This window comes from Sphingobacterium sp. UBA5996 (assembly GCF_002429765.1).
Taxonomy (GTDB): Bacteria; Bacteroidota; Bacteroidia; order Sphingobacteriales; family Sphingobacteriaceae; genus Sphingobacterium.
Genome location: NZ_DJAS01000010.1, coordinates 169,468 through 194,055, shown reverse-complemented (window position 1 = coordinate 194,055; position 24,588 = coordinate 169,468). Strand labels below are relative to the sequence as shown.

Below are 24,588 nucleotides of genomic sequence, written 5' to 3'. Positions count from 1 at the left end.
TCGTCAAACAATAAAAAAGCCACATCAGTGGCTTTTATTTCTTTTTTTCATTAAGATTTCGCTCTACAATACTAGAACGAAAAATCGTCTTTGGAACGCGCTCCCGCTTCTTCAGCGTATGCATCGTCAAAGTTAGGCTCATAACGTTTCTCGATTACCTCCTGGTTAGATTTGATGTAGTTCACCACATCCGTCAAACCTTCTGCGAACTTTTCAAAATCTTCTTTGTACAAGAAAATCTTATGCTTAATAAACTGGCCATCCTCAAAGCGCTTCTTGCTTTCTGTGATAGTAATGTAGTAATCGTTCGATCGAGTTGCTTTTACATCAAAAAAATAAGTACGCTTACCTGCTCTCACCTTTTTTGAAAAAACTTCTTCACGTTCTTTGTTTTCAAAATCTCCCATTGGTTGTTATTTAAGTTTAAAGTAATCTTAATCTTTGATAAATATATAATAATTCATTTTAATCCACCAAATAATATTAAAAAAAAACACAATAACGCGTAAAAATGGCAGTCTACTCCTTTTTATAATAGGGAGAAAAATTGAACAACGAGATTTTTTACCGACGAAATCATTACATTTACCGAAAATATAAGTTGTATTACCTAAAGCAAATGTGTAGAATATATTGGTGACGCTATCTTTGAGTCATAAATAGTAAAAACATTATGGAAAAAGAACCCATCATACCAAACAGCAATAATAGCCGCAATATTGTAGGAGCGATTGTGATTATCGTAGGTATATTCTTATTACTGAATAATCTAAATCTAGGAAGCTGGTTTCCAGATTGGTTATTTGGTTGGCAAACGATATTAATTATTATTGGATTAGTCATTGGAATAAATTCCCAATTTCAGAAAAAATCGGCGATTATTCTATTGATCATCGGTGGAGCAAGCCTCATCTCAAGAATGATGCGTACCGACTTTGGTTCGGTAACCGTTCCTATCATTATCATTTCTCTTGGGATTTACTTTATTATGAGTAAAAGGAAACCTCCGATGGTTCCACCCACTTACACCAATCCGCCTCAAGGATCTTACGACTGGGACAAGCGAGTAACTGTGCCGACCGAAGGGAATACAGACGTTAGCCTTACTGACCAGGAATCAAGACCATTTAATGAACAATACGATCCAAGCCAACAAGCCTCGCCTAATCAGCAGGCTTTTGGCGACAAAGGAAAAGATCCTTTTCAACAGTCGTTTGAGGATAACCTCAATCTGAATACAATCTTTGCGGGACAAAAGAAAGTAATTTACTCTAAAAATTTTAGAGGAGGTAATTTGACCAATGTATTTGGAAGTATAGAACTGGATTTAACAAAAGCTGACATCCAACAGCCGATTGTGATCGATACGTTTCAATTGTTTGGTAGCGCACGCATTATAATCCCTCCGCATTGGACGGTGTTCAGTAACGTGGCTTCCATCTTAGGATCTGTCGATGACCGCCGATTCCAAACGATCTATAATCCCGATACGGATAAAAAAATCTATATTACAGGCACCTGTATTCTAGGTAATTTAACCATAAAAAATGCTTAATAAATGAAAAACAAGCTGTTCCTCAGTGTTAAAAGTCGTTTAATTGGCATTATATGTATATCCGTATTTATCGGATATCTCGCGTTACAATACTTATTGATGCTTCGTTCTGGCTTTGACCAACAACTCGCATTCAAAGATTCCTTTATCAATAGTGTAGTCATGATGTTCTGCTGTTATGGCATGTCATCTGCACTAAACTTCTATACCCCACAACCAAGGGAAATATGGAAAGTATTGATTATCGGCTTAATCATGGGCGGAATAAGCATCGGATTAAGCCGATTCTTAATGAGTTATTTTATTCAATCTAACTTCACCCCTCTTCTGGATTTAACTTTACCGTATCGCGGCATTGTTAATTTCCTCATTTTAACATCGGTTGCCATTATAAACATCGTTTGGAATATTCAAGAAGACAATATCAATAATATCAAACGAAAACAAGAGTCCGAAAATCTGCTTCGGGAAGCCGAATTATACAATCTCAGGCAACAATTGCAACCACACTTTCTATTTAATAGCCTCAATTCCATTATAGCGCTTATTGGTGCAAATCCCGACGAAGCCCGTAATATGACATTCCAGCTCTCGGATTTTCTGAGAGGGACGTTAAGGAAGGAAAATAACCAAATCATCACACTCGAAGAAGAACTTGACCATCTACAGCTTTATCTCGATATCGAGAAAGTACGTTTTGGTCACAGACTAAATACATCCATTTCTTCGTCAGAAGAAATTTTTAACAACAGACTACCCGCAATGATCATCCAACCCCTTGTAGAGAACGCTATTAAGCATGGACTCTACAACGTGAGGGATCAGGTCGAAATAAAAATAAAATGCCAGTCAAATGAAGGTCAATTATGGATTCAAATCACCAATCCTTTCGACACTGAAGAACAATCAAAACCAAAAAAAGGCACCGGGTTTGGACTCTCGAGCATTCAACGTCGATTGTATCTGCTCTATGGAAGAAATGACCTGCTGGAAACGCAAATACTAGACAATATATTTATCAGTACCCTAAAAATACCTCAATATGATTAAAGTCGTTATTATCGATGATGAACCCTTGGCACGCTCCATTATTGCCGGTTATTTAAAAAACGAGACCGATGTAACTGTCGTTGCCGAATGTGGAGATGGTTTTGAAGGCGTTAAGGCTATTCATACCCATGAACCTGACTTAATTTTTCTGGATGTTCAGATGCCCAAATTAACAGGTTTCGAAATGCTTGAACTCATAGACAGTCCGCCAGCCGTTATCTTTACAACCGCTTTTGATGAATACGCTTTAAAAGCTTTTGAAAAAAATGCATTAGATTACCTGTTAAAACCAGTATCACCTGCGCGTTTCAAAAAAGCATTAGCAAAATTTAGGGCAAACTTCTCGGCTCCAGAAAAAAAAGTACAGCCCAATTATGAGGTACTTACAGCCCAAGACGAAACAAAAATTGACCGTATTGTTGTCAAAACAGGTACACAGATCAAGATTATTCCAATTGATACAGTCAAATATCTCGAATCTTACGATGACTATGTTAAAATTCATACTAAAGACGGTATGTACCTTAAAAATAAAACCATGGCATTTTTTGAAAAAGCGTTGGATTCAAATCAATTTGTGCGTATCCATCGTTCTTTTATCATTAAAGTCGATCAATTAGCCAAACTAGAACCTTATGAAAAGGATTCTTACATTGCAGCACTAGTATCAGGCGAAAAGCTCAACATCAGCAAATCAGGCTATGCGCGATTAAAACAATTGATTGGAATTTAAACATTCCGTAGATTTGTGCCCATCAATAGTTATGAAAAATTTTATTACACTCATATTGCTGGGCATCTCATCGTACTCTTTCGCCCAAACAAGTTCCGAAGAACAGATCAACAGAGGAGTATATAATAAGCTGGAGTTTTTTATCAATTCGCAGATGACTGACTCAGCCTATAATTTGGCTAGCGATTCATTCAAACAACAATTTAATCTTTCTCGATTCACGCAGGTACTCGAAAATCTATACCCATTAGGAAGAGTAAAAAGCTCAACACGAAAAGGATTTGAAAAAGGGATCGCAACTTATCAGATGGATTTCGATAGCAAATCTTACGATGTCCTGTTCGCAACAGATCCGACCCTAAAATTCCATACGCTAAAGTTTACTCCTTCGACTACAACACCACAAGTCGAAGAAACGATCATGGTGCCTGCCACACAAAAATCGGTAGATAACGACGACCTGTTTATTGATTCTGTTGCGCACGCTTACCTCAAACAACAAAATACACAATCCCTTGCCATTGGTATTATAAAGAATGGACAAACCAAAACTTATTTTTATGGCGAGACGGCCAAAGGAAACCAGACTCCGCCCACAAAAACGTCTATTTATGAAATTGGCTCGTTGAGTAAAGTTTTTACCGCTATCCTTTTGTCAAATCTTGTCGAAGAAGGAACAGTCACTTTAGATCAACCTATAGCCCTATTCCTTCCTGACTCACTCAAAAAAAATGAAGAGCTTTCAAAAATAACATTTCAAATGTTGGCTAATCATACCTCCGGCTTACCGAGGCTTCCAGATAATTTTGACAAAGTAAACGGTTTCAACGAGAACGATCCTTACAAAACGTATGACAAAAAAGCACTTTACAACTATCTTTCAGGATTTAAAAACAAGAAAAATCCGGGCGAAGAGTATGAGTACAGCAATCTAGGTTATGCTGTTCTCGGGGATATCATATGCAGTCTTTATAAAAAAAGTTACGATCAGCTTGTAAGGGATATCATTTGTAAACCACTTGAAATGAACAATACTTTTCAAGTATTAGAACCTAAAAGGAAAGATACTTTTAAAGTATACAACAAAGAGGGTCACGAAGCATTACCTTGGTCATTTGACGTATTTGCCCCAGCTGGTGCACTAAAATCCACGCTCGAGGATCTACTGAAATTTGCGAACGCGCAATTCAAGATGCCGCAGACTCCACTCGAAAATGCCATGGCAAATACCAGATTATTTACATTTTTTCTACCACCCGACACAGACCTCGGCCTGGCATGGCATATGAATTTGATTGACAACCTTACGGTCTTCTGGCACAACGGCGCAACGGCCGGAAGTAGCTCGTATCTCGCCTTATCCCCAGATAAAAAAAGTGGAGTGGTCATGCTGTCAAATTCAGCTATCTCTACCGATGATCAGGGTAAAACTATTTTAAATTATCTCCTCCATCAGAATTAAAGATTAAAACATCACGAATAATAAGCCATATTGAAACAACAATATGGCTTTTTTTGTTGTCCTAGTGACGATAAGTTTTTATGAGAATAAAAAAACATTTACATACATGAAGATATTCATCACAAAAAAAATTCCACAAAAAGGCATAGATCTATTACAATCTGCAGGCCACGAGATTACAATTCACGAATCGGCCAGCCCACTTTCCGAAAACGAGCTTATCGAAGCCAGCCAACAATGCGACTACGTCCTTAACGGTGGGATGCAAAAGTTTGATGCCGATTTTTTTGAAAACTGCCCCAACCTTAAAGCCCTATCACTCATGAGCGTCGGCTATGATAATGTGGACATTGCAGCCGCAACACATCATCGGGTCCCTGTGAGCAACACCCCGGGTATACTTTCTGGGGCAACCGCAGACGTCGCCTTTCTTTTAATGCTAGCGGTATCGAGAAAAGCCTTTTTCAACCATAAAAGAATATTGCAGGGTAAATGGGAAGGGTTCGATCCTACTGAAAACCTAGGGATCGAACTCAACAATAAAACTCTGGGCATCTATGGACTGGGGCGGATTGGCTTTGAACTGGCCAGAAAAGCCAGAGCAGCATATAACATGGAAATTATCTACTATAATCGGAGCAGAAATGAGGAAGCAGAGCGAGTTTTGGGTGCCAAATATGTAAATTTCGATGAATTGCTAATGCGTAGCGATGTACTTTCCATACACGCTGCTTTGACAGCGGAGACTAAAAGGCGGTTTGACAAAAATGCATTTGCACGCATGAAAAACTCCGCCATATTAGTGAATACTGCAAGAGGTGGATTGGTCAATGAATTCGACCTGACAGCAGCACTGCAGGCTGGCGAATTATGGGGTGCAGGACTTGACGTGACAGACCCTGAACCGATGAGGCCAGATAATCCGCTCTTAGCACTGGAAAATGTATGCATTCTTCCTCATATCGGGTCTGCCACCGTAGAAACCAGGGATAATATGGCCTTAATGGCTGCCAACAATTTATTGGCAGCAATCAGAGGTGAAAAAATGCCACAAGTCATCAATAAAGAAGTATACCAATAATAATTATACGAATGAAAAGAAGATTTTATCAGCTGTTGAACAGCTTAAATAAGGCCATCTTACCTCGATACAGTCAGATGGATCCTCTAAAATTAAAAAAGTACCAGCAGGCGATTATTGCCTACAGGTACTTTGTTCTCCTCAATGCCTTGGGAAATGATCAGGATTGAATTTTCGGAAGGGCTTCGTTAATTAAATTGGAAGTCCTATAAATTTCCTTTCTCTTCAACTCCAGCATATTCTCCTGCGTGGAATTTCGGGCATTTCGCTAATCAGCTCTTCTCGTTCAGGCACAAATAGTCAATATCGTGACACTATCGCCCGAACCAGAATAAAACAGGTGGCCTGCGACTTTTACATACGTTTCCAGTTGAGAGGAGCACGCTCAAGGTGATTTCCCCCTCCGCTTTTATATTTCTACCGTACGAAGAGTATTGATCGCATGCTCAAACATCCATAGGAGCATTCTGCCCGCAAAATTACTCAAGCGTCCCTAAGACATCATATCCACATCCTATTCAAAAACAGAAAACTTAGCGATAAACAATGTGCTCCAAATCCCAATCTGGTTTGCGTCATGAGCAGTAACATGTGTCAATACCGAATAAAAGCTAAGAACACGATTTTGCCAATAGGATCTTCTTGTAATCAAAGTGACAAAATCATTGAAAAACACCACAGAATAAAAAATAAACACCACTTTAGAAAGAATATTTAACTTAATTTTGTCATATGATTAGAAAAAACACCATACCTATTCTTGATAGTTGTAGTATTGACCTGAACAATAACACAACGCTTCATATTGATGATCTTAAAGCATATATCATCAAACATCAGGATATGGTGTTTCCACACAAACATAATTTTTTTCATTTTGTTCTTTTCACGCAAGGTTCGGGCGAGCATATCATTGATTTTAATCAGTATAAGATTGAGCCTTATCAGATTTATTTTATGGTTCCTGGTCAGGTCCATACCTGGAATTTTGTGGGAGATGAAGCCGGTTATGTTGTCAATTTCTCTATCGACTATTTTCAATCCTTTCTTTTACGTACGGATTACCTCGAACGCTTCAGTTTTTTACAGGGCAAAATTGAACATCTGATATTCGTTTTGGCTGAACAATATCGAAATCAAGCAACAGCTATTCTGGATCAAATCATATTTGCGAAAACCGAGCGGCTATCGGAAGATTATATCCGTACACTTTTGTTGCAGTTTATATTATTTATATCAATTGGTACAGAGAAGGAGCACCTCGAAAAAGGCAACCCTTACAATCATAAAATATTCAATAGCTTTCAGCAATTAGTTGAGCAGCAGTTTAAAGCCACAAAGCTGCCCAGCATTTATGCAGATCAGCTATTTATCACACCGAATCATCTCAATGCGATCTGTAAATCCTACATTGGTCAATCTGCTGGAGAAATTATACGGAACCGTATTGTTCTTGAAGCGAAACGACTTCTGGTCAATAGGAATTTAAATATTACCGAAATTGCAGATGAACTGCAATTTAAGGACAACTCTTATTTCACTAAATTTTTCAAAAAATCTGCTGGACTCACACCTGAAGAGTTCAGAAAACAACTATAACTATGGAAGAAGTTAAATACGAATTATCTGAATTTAAAGCTGCATGGCGAGCAAAATGTCCAAGATGCAGAATCGGCCATGTGTATCAAGGACCTGCCTACGGTATGAAAGTCCAAAAAATGAACAGCCACTGTGAATACTGCGGCCTGCGCTATGAGCGTGAACCAGGATATTTCTATGGTGCGATGTACGTAACCTATGCTTTTGCAATCGCTGAAATGGTTACCGCCTGTATGGCAACTTATATTTTAACCGGCAACGATTCTTCATTCATACTCTATGCCACAGTCGCTATTATGAGCGTTGTGTTAATGTCTCCATTCAACTACCGCTATTCCCGTATCATACTGATGTATTGGTTAACTCCAGGCTTAAGGTATGACCCAAATGTCAAAAAAAAGGAAGTTGACGTTAAGGCTTCAGCATAACTTTCATTATTCATATCTTTATCCGAATGAAGGATATGATATATTTAGACAATAATGCCACGACGCGTATTTTGGATGAAGTATGGAACGAAATGACACCTTACTTCCTCCAAAACTATGCAAATGCATCAAGTGTCTATCACCAAATGGGCCGTGAGTGTAATGCAGCGGTACAGCAAGCCCGCAACAATATTGCAGCTGCGCTTAACTGTGCTCCAAAAGAAATATTCTTCAATTCTGGCGCGACGGAGAGTATCAATACCGTCATTAAAGGTATATTCGAAAAATATCAATCGAAAGGAAAGCACATTATCACCGTCGCAACAGAACACAAAGCCGTATTAAGTTGCTGTGAGCAATTGGCTAAAAAAGGAGCAAAAGTTACCTATCTTCCAGTAGACGCCCAGGGCATGATTGCCCCGCATGATCTAAGAAGTGCGATAACCGAGCAAACAATATTGGTCTGTATTATGGCGGCCAATAACGAAACAGGTGTATTGTCTGCGATCACGGATATTGCCGAAATCTGCACCGAAAAAGATGTTTTGTTTTTTTGTGATGCGACACAGGCCATCGGAAAAGTCAATATCGATTTACAGCAGTTGAATATTGATATACTCTGCTTAAGTGCCCACAAAGTTCATGGGCCAAAAGGAGTCGGCGCACTCTACATCCGGAGAAAGTCGAGACCGATTCAGATTAGCCCGCTTATTATAGGTGGAGGCCAAGAAAATGAATTTAGGGGCGGTACATACAACGTTCCTGCAATCGTAGGATTTGGAAAGGCTATCTCCTTCATTCATCCAGCACTATATAGCACAGTTGAAAGAAACCGTGACCTCTTGGAAGATTTGCTAAACGATATCCCCGAAATTATCATTCACGGGAAAAATGTACCGCGTCTACCAAATACCAGTTACATCAGCTTCAGACATATCCTAGCCAGTGAAATAATGACTGCCTGCCCCAAACTTGCACTTTCCTCTGGCTCGGCTTGTGTGACCGGATCCAGGGAACCTTCGCATGTGCTAATGGCCATGGGACAATCCAAAGAAAACGCATTATCTGCTATTCGATTTAGCTTAAGCCTATTGACCACCAAAGAGGAGATTATCCAGTGCGCAGAAATGATCAAAAAAGCTGTCAAAAAAATACGCGATCAATCGCCTATATGGCAAATGTTCAAAGATAGTCTGATCAATTAATTTATGACATTCTAAAAACTTTATTACAGCAGAAATATAGCAAGATTGTACGTATCTTTGCGGTATACAAAGGATAATACTATGATTACAGTTACTGACAAGGCAAAAACTCGTATCGAGGAAATCATGAAGGATGAGCAATATGACAGCAATTACTTTGTGCGCGTTGCTGTAGAAAGCGGAGGCTGCTCAGGTTTAAGCTATAAGCTTAACTTCGACAACGAAGAAAAAAAAGGTGATCAATTTTTTGAAGATAAAGGAATAAGAGTCTGTTTGGATATTAAATCATTTTTGTATTTGGCTGGTACAGAGCTTGATTATTCTGACGGTTTGGAGGGAAAGGGATTTGAATTTCACAATCCCAATGCAAGTCGCACATGTGCTTGTGGCGAAAGCTTTTCCGTATAGCCAATACCTATAATGCAGTCTATACAAAAGAGCCTTGAAGATACTTCAAGGCTCTTTTGGTAACTAACCCAACACTTTTAGCTGTTCAAAAGATTATTAGTTTTATAATTAAATATTAGCCTGTCTCCATTTTGTTAGAATTTTTTTATTTTTTCAAGTTTTTAATAGATAAATATTAAAAATCACAATCAAACACATTAACCAATGATATTTTCATACTTTTGTAGGAAATAACTGAATAAAAAAATAAAAAACTGTGCGTAGCAGTCCGCGCATGGTATTTCATTTAACACATATGGAGGGAAGAAAACTTTTAAATACCGAAGTTGCTATCAGCTTCGTTAAAGATACATTTGTCCAACAATTAAAAAAAGCCTTAAATTTAATTCCAATCTCTTCACCACTGGTGGTTTTGGACGGGACCGGGTTAAATGATGACCTGAATGGAATTGAGCGTCCGGTATCATTTCCAATAAAATCATTGAATGAAAAAAGAGCTGTCGTCGTACATTCCCTTGCAAAATGGAAAAGAGTACGTTTAAAAGAGCTCGAGATGTTATCTGGCGAAGGCATCGTTACAGATATGAAAGCACTGCGTCCTGATGAAGATTACACCCCTATTCATTCCATCTATGTAGACCAATGGGATTGGGAAAAAGTAATTGATAAAAATCAACGCAATTTGGCTTCATTAAAAGAAACAGTACTAAAAATTTATGAAGCTTTGCGATTTACCGAATTACAGGTTGAAAGCAAGTATCCAACTATAAAAGCGATTCTTCCAAAAACCATTACATTCATTTCATCTGAAGACTTGTTGCAAAAATACCCCAACCTAACTGCTAAAGAACGTGAAAATGCAATTACAAAAGAACACGGTGCCGTATTCTTACATGGCATTGGAGGCGCCCTCAGCAATGGCGTAGCTCACGATGGTCGCGCAGCGGACTACGATGATTGGAGTACAGCTAATGAAGCCGGTCACAAAGGATTGAATGGAGACATTCTTGTATGGAACCCAATTTTAAATTCAGCTTTTGAACTTTCATCCATGGGAATCCGCGTTGATAAAGTGGCGCTAGCACATCAAATGGAAATCAGAAACTGCACAGAAAAATCAAAACTGACTTTTCACAGCATGCTGCTGAATGACGAATTGCCTGAATCCATGGGCGGAGGTATCGGACAATCGCGCGTCTGTATGTTTATGCTCAAGAAACAGCATATAGGCGAAGTTCAAGTCAGTATATGGGAAGAGGACAAAAAAGAGTCTTTAAGAAGAGAAGGTATTGATATTTTATAAATCGATACCTATTAGGAATCAATATAATCCTATCTCCAACCTTATTCTAGTTATACTATAAATAAGCACCCGGTAACTATCTTTTGTAGACCGTTAACCTGGTGCTTACTGTATCGATCAACTTGTGTTTGAATATTCATTGCTGTTTGTTCTCTGCAGAATAGTAGTATTTCGTATTTTTGTCGAATGCAGTTAAAAGCTATTTTAGACAAATTAGATATTTCATCCTTAAATGAAATGCAAGAAAGGGTGTTGGAATCGTATCAGAAGGATCGCGATTTTCTCCTACTTTCGCCAACCGGATCTGGCAAAACTTTAGCCTTTTCATTACTCATCTTGCAACAATTGAAGGCGGAGGCTCGAAAAGTTCAAGTATTAATAGTAGTGCCTACACGCGAGCTTGCTTTACAGATTGAACAAGTGCTACGCAAGGTCGCTACAGGCCACAAAATCACTTGCGCATATGGTGGACATCACACACGCATCGAAAAAAATGCTTTCAAGGATGCCCCTGCAATTATCATTGGAACACCAGGACGTATAAAACAGCATATTGAAGAGCAAAATTTTGATCCCTCCAACATCCATACTCTTGTGCTGGACGAGTTTGACAAATCATTGGAACTCGGATTTCAGCATCAAATGGATTTTATTATTCAACACATCCCCACGATCAAATCAAGAATATTAACTTCCGCAACGATGATGGAAACGCTCCCACCGTTCACGCAAATAAAACAGCCCATCCTTGTTGACTTTCTTCACAACTCAAAACATACCCCGCAGATTACAATTAGAAAAGTAGTTACTCCAGTTCAAAAGAAATTAGAGGCACTACTTAAACTCATCTGCAAGATTGGCACAAAAAAAATGATTGTCTTCTGTAATCACCGCGATGCAGTAGATCACATTAGTGAACTTCTCGACAACCGCAATATTATCCACGATACCTTTCATGGGGGACTTGAACAACAGGATCGCGAGCTGGCACTTCTAAAATTCCGAAACCATTCTAATCATGTACTGATCACAACAGACCTTGCTGCAAGGGGATTGGATATTCCAGAAGTTGATGCCATTATACATTACCAGTTGCCACACAAAGAAGACGATTTTACTCACCGTAATGGACGCACAGCCCGTATGCAAGCTAAGGGTGATGTCTATGTAATCCTCAAACCGGAAGAAATATACCCTTACATTCCAACAGAAATACCTGAGGAAGAATTCCCGGAATTCTATAATCTCCCTGAAAACTCACCATTTACGACACTCTATATTAGTGCCGGGCGAAAGGATAAGATCAACAAGATCGATATTGTCGGATTTTTGCTCAATTTGGAAGGAGTTGAGAAGGATGACATTGGTATCATAGAAGTAAAAGACAAATCAGCATACGTTGCTGTCCGAAGAAAATTTGCTTCCATTATTATCAATAAAGCGAATGGGCAAAAAATTAAGGGACGTAAAGTGAAAATTGGACGCACCTAATTACCCCAAGATAAATCCATTAGAGATGCAAGTATAAATCAAATTTTATGCTTGCATTTCTTTTTTCAGGATATGATGCCTTCTCCCCCCGTATTAATTCCATCCTTATTTAGCTTATATTCTCTCTTTCAAGAGATAAATTCTTGATCAATCATTGCGCGTGCCGTTGCCATGGAACAATGATCCATCATTTATGATACGGGAAGCGCCTTTTAAAAGTCGAGATTCGACACGTGTGACTAATGAACTAGCACTCGACATAGCGATAGCAATTTAGCTTTAAAACAAGCGCGTTCCCAAGAAATTAAGACTTTTCTTGGCGATTAAATTAACCTTTAAACAACACCACCTTGACCATTATCAAGGGAATAACAGGGGGTTAACAGGGGGTTAACAGGGGGTCATCAGGGGTATACCGGTGCTACCCCCTTGTTAAATCGGTGTTAAATTAGTGTAATGCCCTTTTTAATGATGAATTTGGTGCACACTTGGTTATAATAATTACTGGCAAGGGCAATATAATGGATAAACAATGCGAGTTATCCATATAACTATTCATACGAATTTGATGACAGAAAAATTCGGTGATAAGATGAAGGTAGGGTTAGTTTAGGCTACAAATACAATCGTCAGATAAGCAGTATACATCAATGTAAATAGCTCGTCTGGCGATTGAATCCGAAAATCTTTAGGGTAGTAATTTTAAGCATTATTCCGCCCAGGTCAAACACCTCACGATTAATCCAATGCTTTTAAGTAGCGAAGATACAATTGTACAGCCTCTCGCTTTTTATCTGTTAAATGGAAATCGAGATGCTGTGTTAAATATTTTGTGTAATCAAAGCCTTCAAACTCGGGTAGACCGGCAATAACATCAGTTGCATGTTCCACACCATACGCTAAAGCCTCATTAAATTGTTCCACAAAAGATACTGGAAGCACTTTGTTGCTTACCCATAAAGCGAAAGCGAAGGGCAGTCCTGTAAAATTAAACCACTCTTTTCCCAAATCATAGACATAGGGAACTGCGTTCTTTTTACCGAAGGTGCGATCTCCAATTAATACATAAGCATCTGGCTCGGTAGATTCGTCAGTGATCAATTCTACTTCTTTTTTCCAATAGTTCTTAATCAATACACGGGCTAATCCGTTTGAAGTGCGCGATTGTCTATCCAAGCGTAAGGTTTCCACCTCTTCAATAGGTTTATTAGCAAAAATAAATACGGAATCGACGGCACCTTCTGTACCTATACAAAAATCCGTATTGATATAATATTCAGGAAGACTTAACAAAGCAGCTGTCGGGATAATACCGATATCAGCTTCGTCATCAATTACTTTCTGTGCACATGCACTTGGGTAATCGACACTCAAGTCAATCTGTTCCATTATTTTTGATTGACGTATACCATTCAGAAATGGATACGTATTTGTATACGATACGGCAGAAACTCTAATTTTATTCATCTATCAATGCTTCTAAGTGTGCAATATTGTAATGGTCTACAATCTCAAATTGACCATTATCATACAGCAATTTATATAAAGCAGTATTGGTGTGCGGAAAATCATCCATATAGCGGGCCTCTACGCCCGTCATGAGGCAAAGCATAATCCTTAATGCACGTCCGTGCATACATACGAGAATATTCTTTTCGTCTGTCTGAGCTAGCATATGATCCAAGGCGACCTGCTGACGGGCCATCAGCTCATTGGGAGACTCTCCGTTTTCAATACTTACATCCAATTCTCCATTGCGCCATGCTGCTACTAATTTTTCAAAACCAGCTAACAACTCCGGTGTTTGCTCTTTTCCCTCATAAACTCCCCAGCTTATTTCATCCAATCCAACGAGCTGTTCCCAAGGTAAGTTCAAATCAAGAAATCCCTGCACAGTTTGATGCGTACGCAATAAGGTTGAGGTATATATTTTATCAAAAGGCACGGTATTGTAACGATCAAAGAAAGCCTGAGCTTGTGCTATCCCCATCTTGTTCAGCGGCGAATTAACTCCTCTCCCCTGTACAATGCCTTTTAAATTTAGATCAGTCTGTCCGTGCCGTATAAAATAAAATGTCTTTTTCAAAGTATGAGTCTAGTTATGAATTAACAACGGGTAATGCGTAATAGCTTTTCTTTTGATTACCTTGATCAAATACAAAATCTTTATAATCTGTAACCACGTTATACAGCGTATCTCTTTCAATAGGATGACGGCCAACATTTTTTATGAGTTCAACAACTTCTTGTGTGGTCATTCCCGGCTTTTGCTCCTCCGCTCCTGCCATGCTGTATATCTTTGTTGTATCGTCCAATGTTCCATCGATATCATCTACGCCAAACGCCAAGGATAACTGCGCTGTATCTCTTGAGATCATTGCCCAATAGGCCTTAATATGATCAAAATTATCCATGTATATCCGAGCAACGGCATAATTTCTCAAGTCCTCTATCACGGATACTTCTGGAATATGGGACATTTGGTTCCCTTTATTTCTAAATTTCAAAGGAATAAATGTCTGAAAGCCCCCCGTCTTATCCTGCAATTGTCTTAAGCGATCCATGTGATCTACGCGGTGCCAAAACTGTTCTATATGACCATAAAGCATGGTTGCATTGGTGTGCATACCTAGCTTGTGTGCCTGCTCGTGAATATCTAACCATTGTTCAGCCGTACATTTATCATGCGCGATCTGTTCTCTGATTTCTGGATGAAAAATCTCTGCACCTCCCCCCGGCATAGAATCCAACCCACAAGATTGCAAATACTTGAGGCCATCGTAATGGCTCAGTTTTGCCTTCTTAAAAATATAGTAATATTCAACAGGTGTAAGTCCTTTGATATGCAGTTCAGGACGATGCTCCTTACATCTACGGAAAAAATCGGCGTAAAACTCGAGGTTTTGTTTAGGAACGACACCTCCCGTGATATGAACTTCCGTCACAGGCTCATTGTCATACTTTTTGACAATATCCATCATACCGTCAACCTCCATCTCCCAGCCTTCTGCCCGCTCCTTTATGAGCCTGGAATACGAACAGAACTTACAGTCATAGACACAGACATTGGTCGGCTCGATGTGAAAATTACGATTGAAAAAAGTACGGTCACCATGACGTTTCTCACGGATATAATTCGCAAGTACACCAAGATAGCCCAATTCACCTTTTTCATACAAAAGAACTCCTTCATCAAACATGATACGTTCCTCTCGCAAAACTTTCTCCGCTATATTTCTCAATTCGACTGCTAAGTTTTTGTCGTTAATCAAGAAATTCAATTTATCTATTGCGTTCATTAAATGTATCTCCTATCTTAAATCAAATGTACCGAAAAGGCTACAAAAGTTATAATAAAAAAATGTGACAACAACTAATTTGACAAAGCGCTTAAAAAGTGGCCTAATCCGTAAATTGTTGCATTTCGATTAATTTCCGATACAATCCTTCGCGCTGTATCAGCTCACTATGGCTGCCCATCTCTACAATCTTCCCCGCTTCAATAACCACAATTTTGTCTGCATTCTGAATGGTACTTAAGCGATGCGCAATGACAACTGTTGTTCTATTATCCATTAATTTATAAAGAGAGTCCTGTACCAATTTCTCAGATTCAGTGTCTAAAGCGGAAGTCGCTTCATCGAGTAGCATGATTGGCGGATTTTTTAAGACGGCTCGCGCAATACATATGCGCTGACGTTGACCACCTGATAATTTGCCGCCCCTATCGCCGATGTTGGTCTGGTAACCATGCTCCGTTTTTAAAATAAATTCATGCGCATTCGCAATCCGTGCAGCAGCTTCTACTTCCTCCTGACTCGCAGAAACATTGGCAAAAGCAATGTTGTTAAAGATCGTATCATTAAATAAAATAGATTCCTGATTGACTACACCGATCATATCCCGTAAAGAATCCTGATTTAACGCCCTTAAATCTGTACCATCAAAGAGAATCTGCCCATCCGTAACGTCCATAAATCGCGGAATTAAATCGACTAAAGTCGATTTACCACCTCCTGAAGGACCTACCAATGCAACGATTTTCCCTTTCTCTATCGTTAAATCAATATGCTGTAAGATTTCTTTGTCTTGGCTATACGAAAAACTCACCTGATTAAATACGATACTTTTCTCAAAGCTTTTAACAAGTTTGGCATCTTTGGAATCTTTGACTTCAGTCTTTTCATCAATAAGTTCCAAAACCCGTTCACCCGCGGCAAGACCATTGTGGATACCACTAAAAGAATCTGTTAAAGCTTTTGCAGGACGCATGACCTGTGAAAAAATAGCGATGTAGGCAATAAACTCCGGTGCGGTCAAGCTTTTGTCGCCTGAAAGGACCAAATGACCTCCATACAGAAGAATAATTGCCACCATAATAACGCCAAGCAATTCAGAAACGGGTGAACTTAACTGTTGCCGTTTAGCCATAGCGCGTCCGATATTCGCATAATGTTCGTTCTCATTATGAAACCTGTTCTTAATAAACGATACCGCATTAAAAGCTTTAATTATTTTGATGCCAGACAACGCTTCATCCAAATAGGATATCATATTTCCATAAGATTCCTGAGCAGCATGGGCCTGAGTTTTGAGATTTTTAACAATCCTAGCGATAAAAAACCCAGAGATGGGAATAACCAAGAGCGAAAAGAATGTCAATTGTGCTGAAATGTTAAACAGCATGACAATATAGGCTATTAGCTGCAAAGGCTCTTTAAAAACAACTTGTAAAGTGCCTGTAACAGAATATTGCACCACCTGTACATCTGAAGCAACCTTAGACACAATATCCCCTTTTCGCTGCCCCGTAAAATAGCCAACATGCAGATCCATCACGTTATCAAAAACCGCTCTGCGCAATTTGAGTAAAGTATGAATGCGAAAGTTTTCCATGATACGTTGGCAGAAATAACGAAACAGATTGCTGATAAAAACTGAAATTACAATAACAATACACACGTATTTCAACGCACCATAGGCTCCAAGCTGGTTATTGGCAACACTTGCATAGTAATTAAACCACGCGAGAATGTCGGTATAAGTCTCGGGTTTTACCGCTTCGACGGTCGTATTACCAGCGTTAAAAAGTGTATGGAGTAATGGAGCAAGCAATGCTAAATTTAATGTACTAAAAATAACCGTGATCAGCGTGAAAATTACATATGGGATTGCAAATTTCTCAATGGGTTTAGCAAACGATAAGAGCCTAAAATATGTTTTCATTTAATTTCAACTTAGACAAACTACTCTTCAACAAAAAAGTAACTCGTCGATCTCTCCTCTTCCTTTCAGATTTTTATGGAGGAAATTGAACAAAAATAACAAATTAATCAAGAAAAGCACCTATCGTGTTAAGTGACTATAAAATTGTTGCATCCAAAGAACAAAAGCGTTCAACCTGCTCTGCTTGAAAAATCGATAAAAAAATCTCATTTTAATGGATAATTCCCTAATTTAGCCTTATTCAAACACCATATTTAGTAAAATAAAATGCAAATAGACGTTGCCAAAAGATTGCAGCACACCGAAGAATATTATTTCTCCAAAAAATTAAGGGAAATAGATGATTTAAATAAACAGGGTATGCGCGTGATCAACCTAGGAATCGGAAGTCCAGATTTGCCCCCGCATCGGGAGGTAATCGAGACATTAAGTACGAATGCCCAACTCCCAAATGCGCATGGCTATCAAAATTATAAAGGTGCTCCTGCCCTACGACAAGCCGTTGCGGATTGGTATCAACGTTATTATCATGCAACTTTTAATCCAAACACAGAGATACTCCCCTTAATTGGATCAAAAGAAGGGATTGTGCACATCTGCATGACTTATCTTCAAGAAGGAGATAAAGCGCTTATCCCCAATCCTGGATACCCCGCTTACGCTGCAGCCGTACGGCTGAGCGGTGCCGAAGCGATTACCTATAACCTAACGCAAGAGAAGAATTGGCTTATTGATTTGGATGAGCTCAAAAAACAGGACTTGTCAAAGGTTAAATTGATGTGGATAAACTATCCCCACATGCCAACCGGTGCCTCTGCGCCTGATGCATTTTATCAGGAACTGATTCAATTTGCCAAAATGCACAACATCCTGATTTGCCACGACAATCCATACAGCTTTATTTTAACGGATACGCCAAGAAGCATTATGAGCATGCCTGGTGCGAAAGACGTGGCCATTGAATTGAATTCCCTGAGCAAATCTTCCAATATGGCCGGATGGCGAATTGGTGTACTTGTCGGTGCCGAAGAACGTATAAATCAAGTGCTGCGTTTCAAAAGCAACATGGACTCCGGTATGTTTTTACCTGTTCAGCTGGCGGCTGCAAAAGCCTTACAACTTGATGCATCCTGGTATGCCGATCTAAACAAAATTTACGCCGAAAGACGTCAACAGGTTTATGAAATTATGGATTTACTTGACTGCTCCTATCAAAAAGACCAGGTAGGCCTGTTTGTCTGGGCACGTATCCCCGAAAAATATAAAGATGGGTATGCGCTCAGCGACGCTGTTTTGGAGAAATCACGCGTATTCATCACACCTGGGGGAATTTTCGGAGATAAAGGCGATCAATACATCCGCATCAGTCTCTGCGCTACAGTAGCGGTACTCAAAGAATCAATACAGCGCATTCAAGATAATTTCTAACCCCTTTAATGTCTGGAAGCCTTAAAAAAGCGTAGAATTTTAATTAGTATAATTGATCAACACACAACCAAGGTATAAGTGTTCATGTATAACCCTTGAACACTTATAGGCTTAATATAATTGTTTACATATGAACATTGCCATTGTAGGCGTAGGCTTGATCGGCGGATCGGCTGCCATTCGCCTAAAAGAAACAAAATTCTGCGACAAAATCATCGGTGTAGATAAAAGTCAGAAGAACTTAGATAAAGCAATGCATATCGGCTTCATTGACGAAACGGCAAGCTTAGAGGATGCGATTAAAAGGTGTAAAGTATTGGTGCTTACGATTCCTGTCGATGCCATTTTACATGTTGTTCCTCAAATTTTGGATCTGGTCACCGATCAAGTCGTCATTGACATGGGATCAACGAAAACAAATATTCTCCATAAAATTAAGAATCATCCTAACCGGGGGCGTTATGTAGCAGCCCATCCAATGGCCGGAACAGAATATTCGGGACCGGAAGCAGCTGTAGCCGGCTTGTTCAAAGGCAAAATGATGGTATATGTCGAAGCCTTTAAAACCGATGAGGATGCGTTCGAGATCGCCGATGCTATTACGGACCAACTGGAGATGCGAAGTTGTTTTATGAATGCCGATGAACATGATGTACATACCGCTTATGTATCCCACATCTCCCATCTCACTTCTTTTGCACTTGCCTTAACGGTATTGGAAAAAGAAAAATCTCAAGGACGTATTTTCGAACTTGCAGGCTCAGGATTTGAATCCACCGTTCGTCTGGCCAAAAGCTCACCGGATATGTGGACACCTATTTTCAAGCAAAATCGAGAAAACGTACTCGAAGTGCTCGAAGAGCATATCAAGCAACTTCAATCCTTGCATGACGCTATTGCCACAGAGGACTATGACAAATTACACAAACTCATTACCCGTTCCAATAAAATAAAAAGGATTATCAAATAAGGGTTTATCACTAGAAAACAGTGCGCATAAACAAGGCCCCTACTCAGGTCGGCCTTGTTTATTCATCTTCAAATTCATTGAACTTATCCAAGTCTGCTCTCGCTCCGACAGCGTCACCCAATTTTTCGCGAATTGCGGCACGATAAGAATACAAATCAGAATAATATGGATTCAGATCGATCGCTTTGGAATAATCTGCCAGCGCTTCCGTAAAATTCTCGAGCTTTTCATTCAGATCGGCTCGCAATGAATACACATAAAAATCTTCCGGATTGAGGCTTACAAGGCGGTCAAAATCCAGTAATGCTTCCTTAAAATTACCCAAACGCTCGAATAAAGAGGCTCTTTCTTCATACACAATTGACGAGTTACCATCGATTTCTTCTGCCTGAGCATAGTCTTGCAATGCACTCTGGTAATTGCGGTAAGATTCAAAAACTTTTGCGCGAAATATATAAGCAGCAGCTCGGTTCTTATCAAGAGCGATGGCCTGATTGAAATCAAACAATGCCAATTCAAAACAGGTCAATTTCAGGTACAAACTTCCCCTGAAAACAAAAAGATTACTATCGCTACTCTCAGAATTAACAATAGCCCAGGAATAAAGATTGATCGCCTTTAGATAGCTATAGGAATGAACATATTCAAGCCCCAGTGAATTTATCTCATCTATACTTAGCTGTTGAGATTTTGATTCCAGCTCCTGAATAACCAGGTTTTCAGCTTCGAAGTAAGTTAATTCAGCCTGATTTTCCTGCCATTCCAATACACTATGATAATTAAAATCCAGTCTCTTCGCAATCTGATAGTCATAAAATGCCCCCTCATCTTCCTCGATCTGTCTGTAGATTAAACAACGGCTGGCATAGAAAAATGGTTCTTCTGGAAAGTGCTCGATAGCATTAGTGAACGTTGCAATGGCCTTATCATAAGTCCCTATCTTAACATAATAAAGTCCCAAGTAGCTATAGGCAAGCGCGTGATTAGTCAAGTCAATGGCCTCCTCAAACAAAGCAACAGGATTACCGTTTCCAAGGATACCAATATTAAACCCTTCCAATAGGCATCGAAGAGCGCGATCGCCAACTGCAGAAAGCCAATCAGACGGAAAAGGCGGACAAGATTGAGAAAAAAACGAAGCAATGGGCAAAAAAGAAAACTTAGCAAGAAGGATGGGTACTGGCAGTGTAAAATCTGATTCCACAAGAGTATTGTTTTGAAGAATAACAGCTAGATTTGAAAACATATGCTTCATACTCAAAACTAAGCTAAATTTCATTACAAAAGAAATTTAACCAGCGATCAGTTCCCCTATTTAGATATTCTTATCCATGAATTTCTCCGGTTAGGTACAAATATTTATAACGGATAATATCTCTTGAATTGGTAAACCGGATTAATTTTTCCTTTTTAAAAACATAATTGGAAACTTTTTCTTCCATCAAACGCAAAAATTCGACAAATTCGGCAAAAAAGTTTTGACGTTCAACGGGTGTAAATTGACTATTTTTAACAATCCAGAAGAATTGCTCTTCATTCACATGGAAGGAAACCTCATTGTGCTTTTCTTTTCGAAAAATAAAGATTGGATCATTTTCCTGGTTAATAAATAAAGCAAAGCCAGTATTTCCACCATCCAGATTAACGACAAAAGCAGAAAAATAGATAGTACCGATCTGTAAACTTTCCAGACAAATTAATTTATGCAACATCAGGTTGACAATTAGATCACCTAAAATTATTAAGTTTTTATTTAAAAACAAAAAAAGCTCACAAAATATTGTGAGCTTTTTGTAAATACAGTAAAATTTACTAGAAGGTAAATTTCACCGATGCGTTCCACGTTCTACCCTGTCCGATTAAAACGAAATTGGATGTATCTATACCATTCCAAGAATTGTTAACATCTGTGACCAAGTTGCTGGATGTTGCTTCAGAAATATAAAACTTATTCAACACATTGTTCATGTTAACACGGAAACTTATATCGTTCTTATCACTCACCTGCAGATGGTAAGAAAGACCTGCGTCCAAAAGATTGAAAGACGGTAATTTCAGATAACGCCCATAAGTTTGCCCATCGATTACTTCTCTGCGATAATTCGATGCGTACAAACGCTCATAATATCTATAATTTGCGTCTACAGATAGCCCCTTAAACACCTTATATTTAGCACCAAATCCATAGGAAGTTTGGGCAGCGTTACCAACATGTTCGCCTGTCAAGTTTACCTGTGAGCGTCCCAATTCTATGCGGTTATCGTTACGCACGACCGAGTTTACTGCGCCATCGTACTTCCAATCACCGATAGATAAAAATCCTGTGAGACTCAACTTTTCTACAGGACGGGCTTCAAAATCTACTTCTACGCCTCTATGGACCTGCTTAACACCGTAATTTGTTGTATATAAATAGGCTCCCTCTACCAAAATGCCAGGGTCGTTTGTCGGGTTATATTTTTTCACATCATCTGCTGTTGCTAAACTTGAGCTTCCAGTAACACGATTTTCCCAGGTTGTGCGGTAAACATTGACGTTCACATCCAAAAATCGAGAAGCAAATTTATAACCAGCCTCTAAACCCAGGATTTTTTCGTTTTCGGCATTTTCATTGATATCATTGGCATAATTCATGAAAATATTGTTTTGATATGGCTGACGGGAATAATACCCTGCATTACCAAAAATACTATGATGCCCCAAAGTATAACTTACACCACCTTTCGTATTGTATCCAAAGTTGTTCACGTCTTTAGAATCCTCATTACCCGGTGTATATTGAAAATAATCAGAACGTTTGTTTTGCTGTTCAGAAACCGATCCTTGGAAAAATGCCGTAAAGCCATTTTTCGCATACTCCAATTGACCAAACAGACCTCCATAACGGATGTACTGATTGTAATCCCAAGCTAAACGTTCATCACGCGAATCAGGTTTACTGGAGAACGCCTTCCATGGATTTGTCGAATAGGTGTTCGTAACTAGCGGTTTGTTAGGAAAATTAACATTACCACCTAATACAACACCATTTGTATTACCTAGCGGATTGGTCAATTTACGATAGTGTGTGCCTTTGTAATCCCTTACATCAAAGCCCACATTAAAATTAAGGGATTCTGAGAGCTTACGGTTATAATTAGAAACTATACCAAACCATTGGTGATTGTTCACATCAGCAGCCAAATATTTACCTGTATTGTATTTATCACTCCGCAAAGATTGGCCCCCACCTGCCGCTAAAGAAGCATATACAACGGTAGATAAAGATGATTTATCGTCGATCGTCCAGTCCCAGTTTAAGTTGGCTACAGGCTTATGATAAAAATTCTTCTGCGCATTCATCATCACGCCATTTGCATCCTTATAGTTGTCGTTGTAACGTCTGCCATTAGCAAGATAGTTCGACAATTTTGAGGTATATCCTTGGTTATGCCATTGTGGAGCACCTGTTACCATAAAGTTCAGGTTGTGTTTTTCGTTGGCTTTATATCCAACGGACAAGAAATAGCTTTGTCCGGCACCTTCCGTATGGTCCATATAACCGTTACCTGACCATTGCGTTAACATAGCGGAAACAGCAAAACCATTTTTCATGAGCCCGGTATTGTAACCGACTGTTGCCTTCATAAACATATCGCTGCCGACCGTTGTGCGCACAAAACCACCTTCTTTCATTGCAGTGGATTGTGTTACGTAATTCACGGTTCCTCCGACAGAGGATATCGCTAACTTAGAGGATCCCAACCCACGTTGGATCTGCACCAAGGAAGCAATATCTGTAAGTCCCGACCAATTTGACCAATAGACACTACCGTTGTCCATACCGTTGATCGGCTGGCCGTTCAACAGAAATGCGGTATTGGACTGATCAAAACCACGGGTTGTCATAGAAGACTCACCAAACCCTTTTGCCTGGCCAGTGATATAAACGGAAGGCGTATTTGCCAATGCGGAAGTAATATCCTGCGCTCCAACCCGCTCTTCCAGATCTTGCTTGCGGATCGTTGAAACAGCAATCGGCGTCTTTCTACCCGCAGCAATATCGATGACCCCATGACCAACAACAACGACCTCATCCAAATTCGTTGACGATCCAGCTGTAAAAATTGGATTGATATTCAACGGTTCCCCCGATTTCAGCATGATGTTTTCAAAAATAACTGGCGTTTCTCCGATATAAGTGACCTCAACTTTATAAGGCCCCCCTTCTTGAAGATTTGAAATTTGAAATTTTCCTTCGGCATCGGCTGAGCCACTTATTACTTGTCCACTTGGGATGTGGATAATTTTAATAGTTGCTCCTTTAACCGTTTGTCCAGTAGCTTCTTTGACAACTCCTGAAACTGAACCAGTATTTGCTGTTTGACCTTGAACGGCACCGTAACTAGCAAAGACAAGGGCAAAAAAAAGTAAAGACTTTTTCATGGTAGATGTGATTGTTTTGTTTTTGTGCTGCAAAACTAGGAATTGATTGTCTTTTTAACTAATTTTAACATGCGTGATGTCTAGGCGTATATCGATACGTAAAAAAATATTTTTAGCCTTCCTTATAAAAACATGGATTTCCTAAAAAAATGGGCAACAGATAATTGAAATGGCTAAAATAAACACAATGTATCCATCATATTTTTGAAAAAACACTAAATTTA

Annotated in this window: 22 protein-coding genes; 14 read left to right on the top strand and 8 right to left on the bottom strand. The window is 39.2% G+C overall.

Going from position 1 to position 24,588, the window contains the following annotated elements:
- Positions 1 to 71 precede the first annotated feature (71 nt).
- Positions 72 to 407, bottom strand: a complete 336-nt coding sequence (locus B3E00_RS07390) for a DUF3276 family protein (RefSeq protein WP_209574768.1) — start codon at positions 405 to 407, stop codon at positions 72 to 74.
- Positions 408 to 673: 266 nt separating this feature from the next.
- On the opposite strand from B3E00_RS07390, the gene B3E00_RS07385 reads away from it, so the two are divergent.
- The 12 genes from B3E00_RS07385 to B3E00_RS07330 all read left to right on the top strand — a co-directional run bounded on the left by B3E00_RS07385 (position 674) and on the right by B3E00_RS07330 (position 12,315).
- Positions 674 to 1,555 carry a LiaF transmembrane domain-containing protein gene (locus B3E00_RS07385; protein ID WP_293886187.1) on the top strand — a complete coding sequence of 294 codons (882 nt, stop codon included), beginning with the start codon at positions 674 to 676 and terminating at the stop codon, positions 1,553 to 1,555.
- A 3-nt stretch (positions 1,556 to 1,558) separates the two neighbouring features.
- The gene (locus tag B3E00_RS07380; RefSeq protein ID WP_209574770.1) at positions 1,559 to 2,605 is read left to right on the top strand and encodes a sensor histidine kinase; all 1,047 of its coding nucleotides are present in this window, start codon (positions 1,559 to 1,561) and stop codon (positions 2,603 to 2,605) included.
- The gene (locus B3E00_RS07375; RefSeq protein WP_293937919.1) at positions 2,598 to 3,338 is read left to right on the top strand and encodes a LytR/AlgR family response regulator transcription factor; all 741 of its coding nucleotides are present in this window, start codon (positions 2,598 to 2,600) and stop codon (positions 3,336 to 3,338) included. The genes B3E00_RS07380 and B3E00_RS07375 overlap by 8 nt, the downstream gene beginning before the upstream one ends.
- Before the next feature lie 31 nt (positions 3,339 to 3,369).
- Positions 3,370 to 4,800, top strand: a complete 1,431-nt coding sequence (locus B3E00_RS07370; RefSeq protein WP_293885051.1) for a serine hydrolase domain-containing protein — start codon at positions 3,370 to 3,372, stop codon at positions 4,798 to 4,800.
- Between the two features lie 106 nt (positions 4,801 to 4,906).
- The gene (locus tag B3E00_RS07365) at positions 4,907 to 5,881 is read left to right on the top strand and encodes a 2-hydroxyacid dehydrogenase (protein ID WP_293885050.1); all 975 of its coding nucleotides are present in this window, start codon (positions 4,907 to 4,909) and stop codon (positions 5,879 to 5,881) included.
- A gap of 11 nt (positions 5,882 to 5,892) precedes the next feature.
- Complete coding sequence (locus B3E00_RS07360; RefSeq protein ID WP_293885049.1) at positions 5,893 to 6,051, top strand: hypothetical protein; 159 nt, start codon at positions 5,893 to 5,895, stop codon at positions 6,049 to 6,051.
- Between the two features lie 562 nt (positions 6,052 to 6,613).
- Entirely contained in the window at positions 6,614 to 7,480 is an 867-nt protein-coding gene (locus tag B3E00_RS07355) for an AraC family transcriptional regulator (protein WP_293885048.1), read from the top strand.
- A 2-nt stretch (positions 7,481 to 7,482) separates the two neighbouring features.
- Positions 7,483 to 7,908 carry a DUF983 domain-containing protein gene (locus tag B3E00_RS07350; RefSeq protein WP_209574781.1) on the top strand — a complete coding sequence of 142 codons (426 nt, stop codon included), beginning with the start codon at positions 7,483 to 7,485 and terminating at the stop codon, positions 7,906 to 7,908.
- A gap of 26 nt (positions 7,909 to 7,934) precedes the next feature.
- The gene (locus B3E00_RS07345) at positions 7,935 to 9,113 is read left to right on the top strand and encodes a cysteine desulfurase family protein (RefSeq protein ID WP_293937917.1); all 1,179 of its coding nucleotides are present in this window, start codon (positions 7,935 to 7,937) and stop codon (positions 9,111 to 9,113) included.
- An 81-nt stretch (positions 9,114 to 9,194) separates the two neighbouring features.
- The gene (locus B3E00_RS07340) at positions 9,195 to 9,521 is read left to right on the top strand and encodes a HesB/IscA family protein (protein WP_293886192.1); all 327 of its coding nucleotides are present in this window, start codon (positions 9,195 to 9,197) and stop codon (positions 9,519 to 9,521) included.
- Between the two features lie 295 nt (positions 9,522 to 9,816).
- The gene (gene asnA / locus B3E00_RS07335; protein WP_293886193.1) at positions 9,817 to 10,824 is read left to right on the top strand and encodes an aspartate--ammonia ligase; all 1,008 of its coding nucleotides are present in this window, start codon (positions 9,817 to 9,819) and stop codon (positions 10,822 to 10,824) included.
- A 186-nt stretch (positions 10,825 to 11,010) separates the two neighbouring features.
- Positions 11,011 to 12,315 (top strand): DEAD/DEAH box helicase, encoded by a 1,305-nt coding sequence (locus B3E00_RS07330; RefSeq protein WP_293886194.1) that lies wholly within the window; start codon positions 11,011 to 11,013, stop codon positions 12,313 to 12,315.
- A gap of 738 nt (positions 12,316 to 13,053) precedes the next feature.
- Here the strand turns inward: B3E00_RS07330 and B3E00_RS07325 are convergent.
- From B3E00_RS07325 to B3E00_RS07310, 4 genes are all read right to left on the bottom strand, one after another.
- On the bottom strand, positions 13,054 to 13,782 hold the full coding sequence (locus B3E00_RS07325) for a menaquinone biosynthetic enzyme MqnA/MqnD family protein (protein ID WP_293886195.1): 729 nt from the start codon (positions 13,780 to 13,782) through the stop codon (positions 13,054 to 13,056).
- Complete coding sequence (locus B3E00_RS07320; RefSeq protein WP_293886196.1) at positions 13,775 to 14,401, bottom strand: histidine phosphatase family protein; 627 nt, start codon at positions 14,399 to 14,401, stop codon at positions 13,775 to 13,777. Before B3E00_RS07320 ends, B3E00_RS07325 begins: the two co-directional genes overlap by 8 nt.
- A 13-nt stretch (positions 14,402 to 14,414) precedes the next feature.
- On the bottom strand, positions 14,415 to 15,614 hold the full coding sequence (gene mqnE / locus B3E00_RS07315) for an aminofutalosine synthase MqnE (protein ID WP_293937915.1): 1,200 nt from the start codon (positions 15,612 to 15,614) through the stop codon (positions 14,415 to 14,417).
- A gap of 103 nt (positions 15,615 to 15,717) precedes the next feature.
- Complete coding sequence (locus B3E00_RS07310; protein WP_209574794.1) at positions 15,718 to 17,541, bottom strand: ABC transporter ATP-binding protein; 1,824 nt, start codon at positions 17,539 to 17,541, stop codon at positions 15,718 to 15,720.
- Between the two features lie 267 nt (positions 17,542 to 17,808).
- Here B3E00_RS07310 and B3E00_RS07305 point away from each other — a divergent pair, with 267 nt between their 5' ends.
- Together B3E00_RS07305 and B3E00_RS07300 are read left to right on the top strand one after the other, a co-directional pair.
- Positions 17,809 to 18,969, top strand: coding sequence for a pyridoxal phosphate-dependent aminotransferase (locus tag B3E00_RS07305; RefSeq protein WP_293886198.1), 1,161 nt, complete (start codon positions 17,809 to 17,811; stop codon positions 18,967 to 18,969).
- A 130-nt stretch (positions 18,970 to 19,099) separates the two neighbouring features.
- On the top strand, positions 19,100 to 19,939 hold the full coding sequence (locus B3E00_RS07300) for a prephenate dehydrogenase (RefSeq protein ID WP_293937913.1): 840 nt from the start codon (positions 19,100 to 19,102) through the stop codon (positions 19,937 to 19,939).
- A gap of 58 nt (positions 19,940 to 19,997) precedes the next feature.
- Here B3E00_RS07300 and B3E00_RS07295 read toward each other — a convergent pair whose 3' ends face one another.
- The 3 genes from B3E00_RS07295 to B3E00_RS07285 form a co-directional block, all read right to left on the bottom strand.
- Positions 19,998 to 21,218 carry a tetratricopeptide repeat protein gene (locus B3E00_RS07295; protein WP_293937911.1) on the bottom strand — a complete coding sequence of 407 codons (1,221 nt, stop codon included), beginning with the start codon at positions 21,216 to 21,218 and terminating at the stop codon, positions 19,998 to 20,000.
- Positions 21,219 to 21,264: 46 nt separating this feature from the next.
- Positions 21,265 to 21,651 carry a hypothetical protein gene (locus tag B3E00_RS07290; RefSeq protein ID WP_293886201.1) on the bottom strand — a complete coding sequence of 129 codons (387 nt, stop codon included), beginning with the start codon at positions 21,649 to 21,651 and terminating at the stop codon, positions 21,265 to 21,267.
- 100 nt (positions 21,652 to 21,751) lie between these two features.
- A complete protein-coding gene (locus tag B3E00_RS07285; RefSeq protein WP_293937909.1) occupies positions 21,752 to 24,364 on the bottom strand; it encodes a TonB-dependent receptor in 2,613 nt (870 codons plus the stop codon).
- Positions 24,365 to 24,588 lie beyond the last annotated feature (224 nt).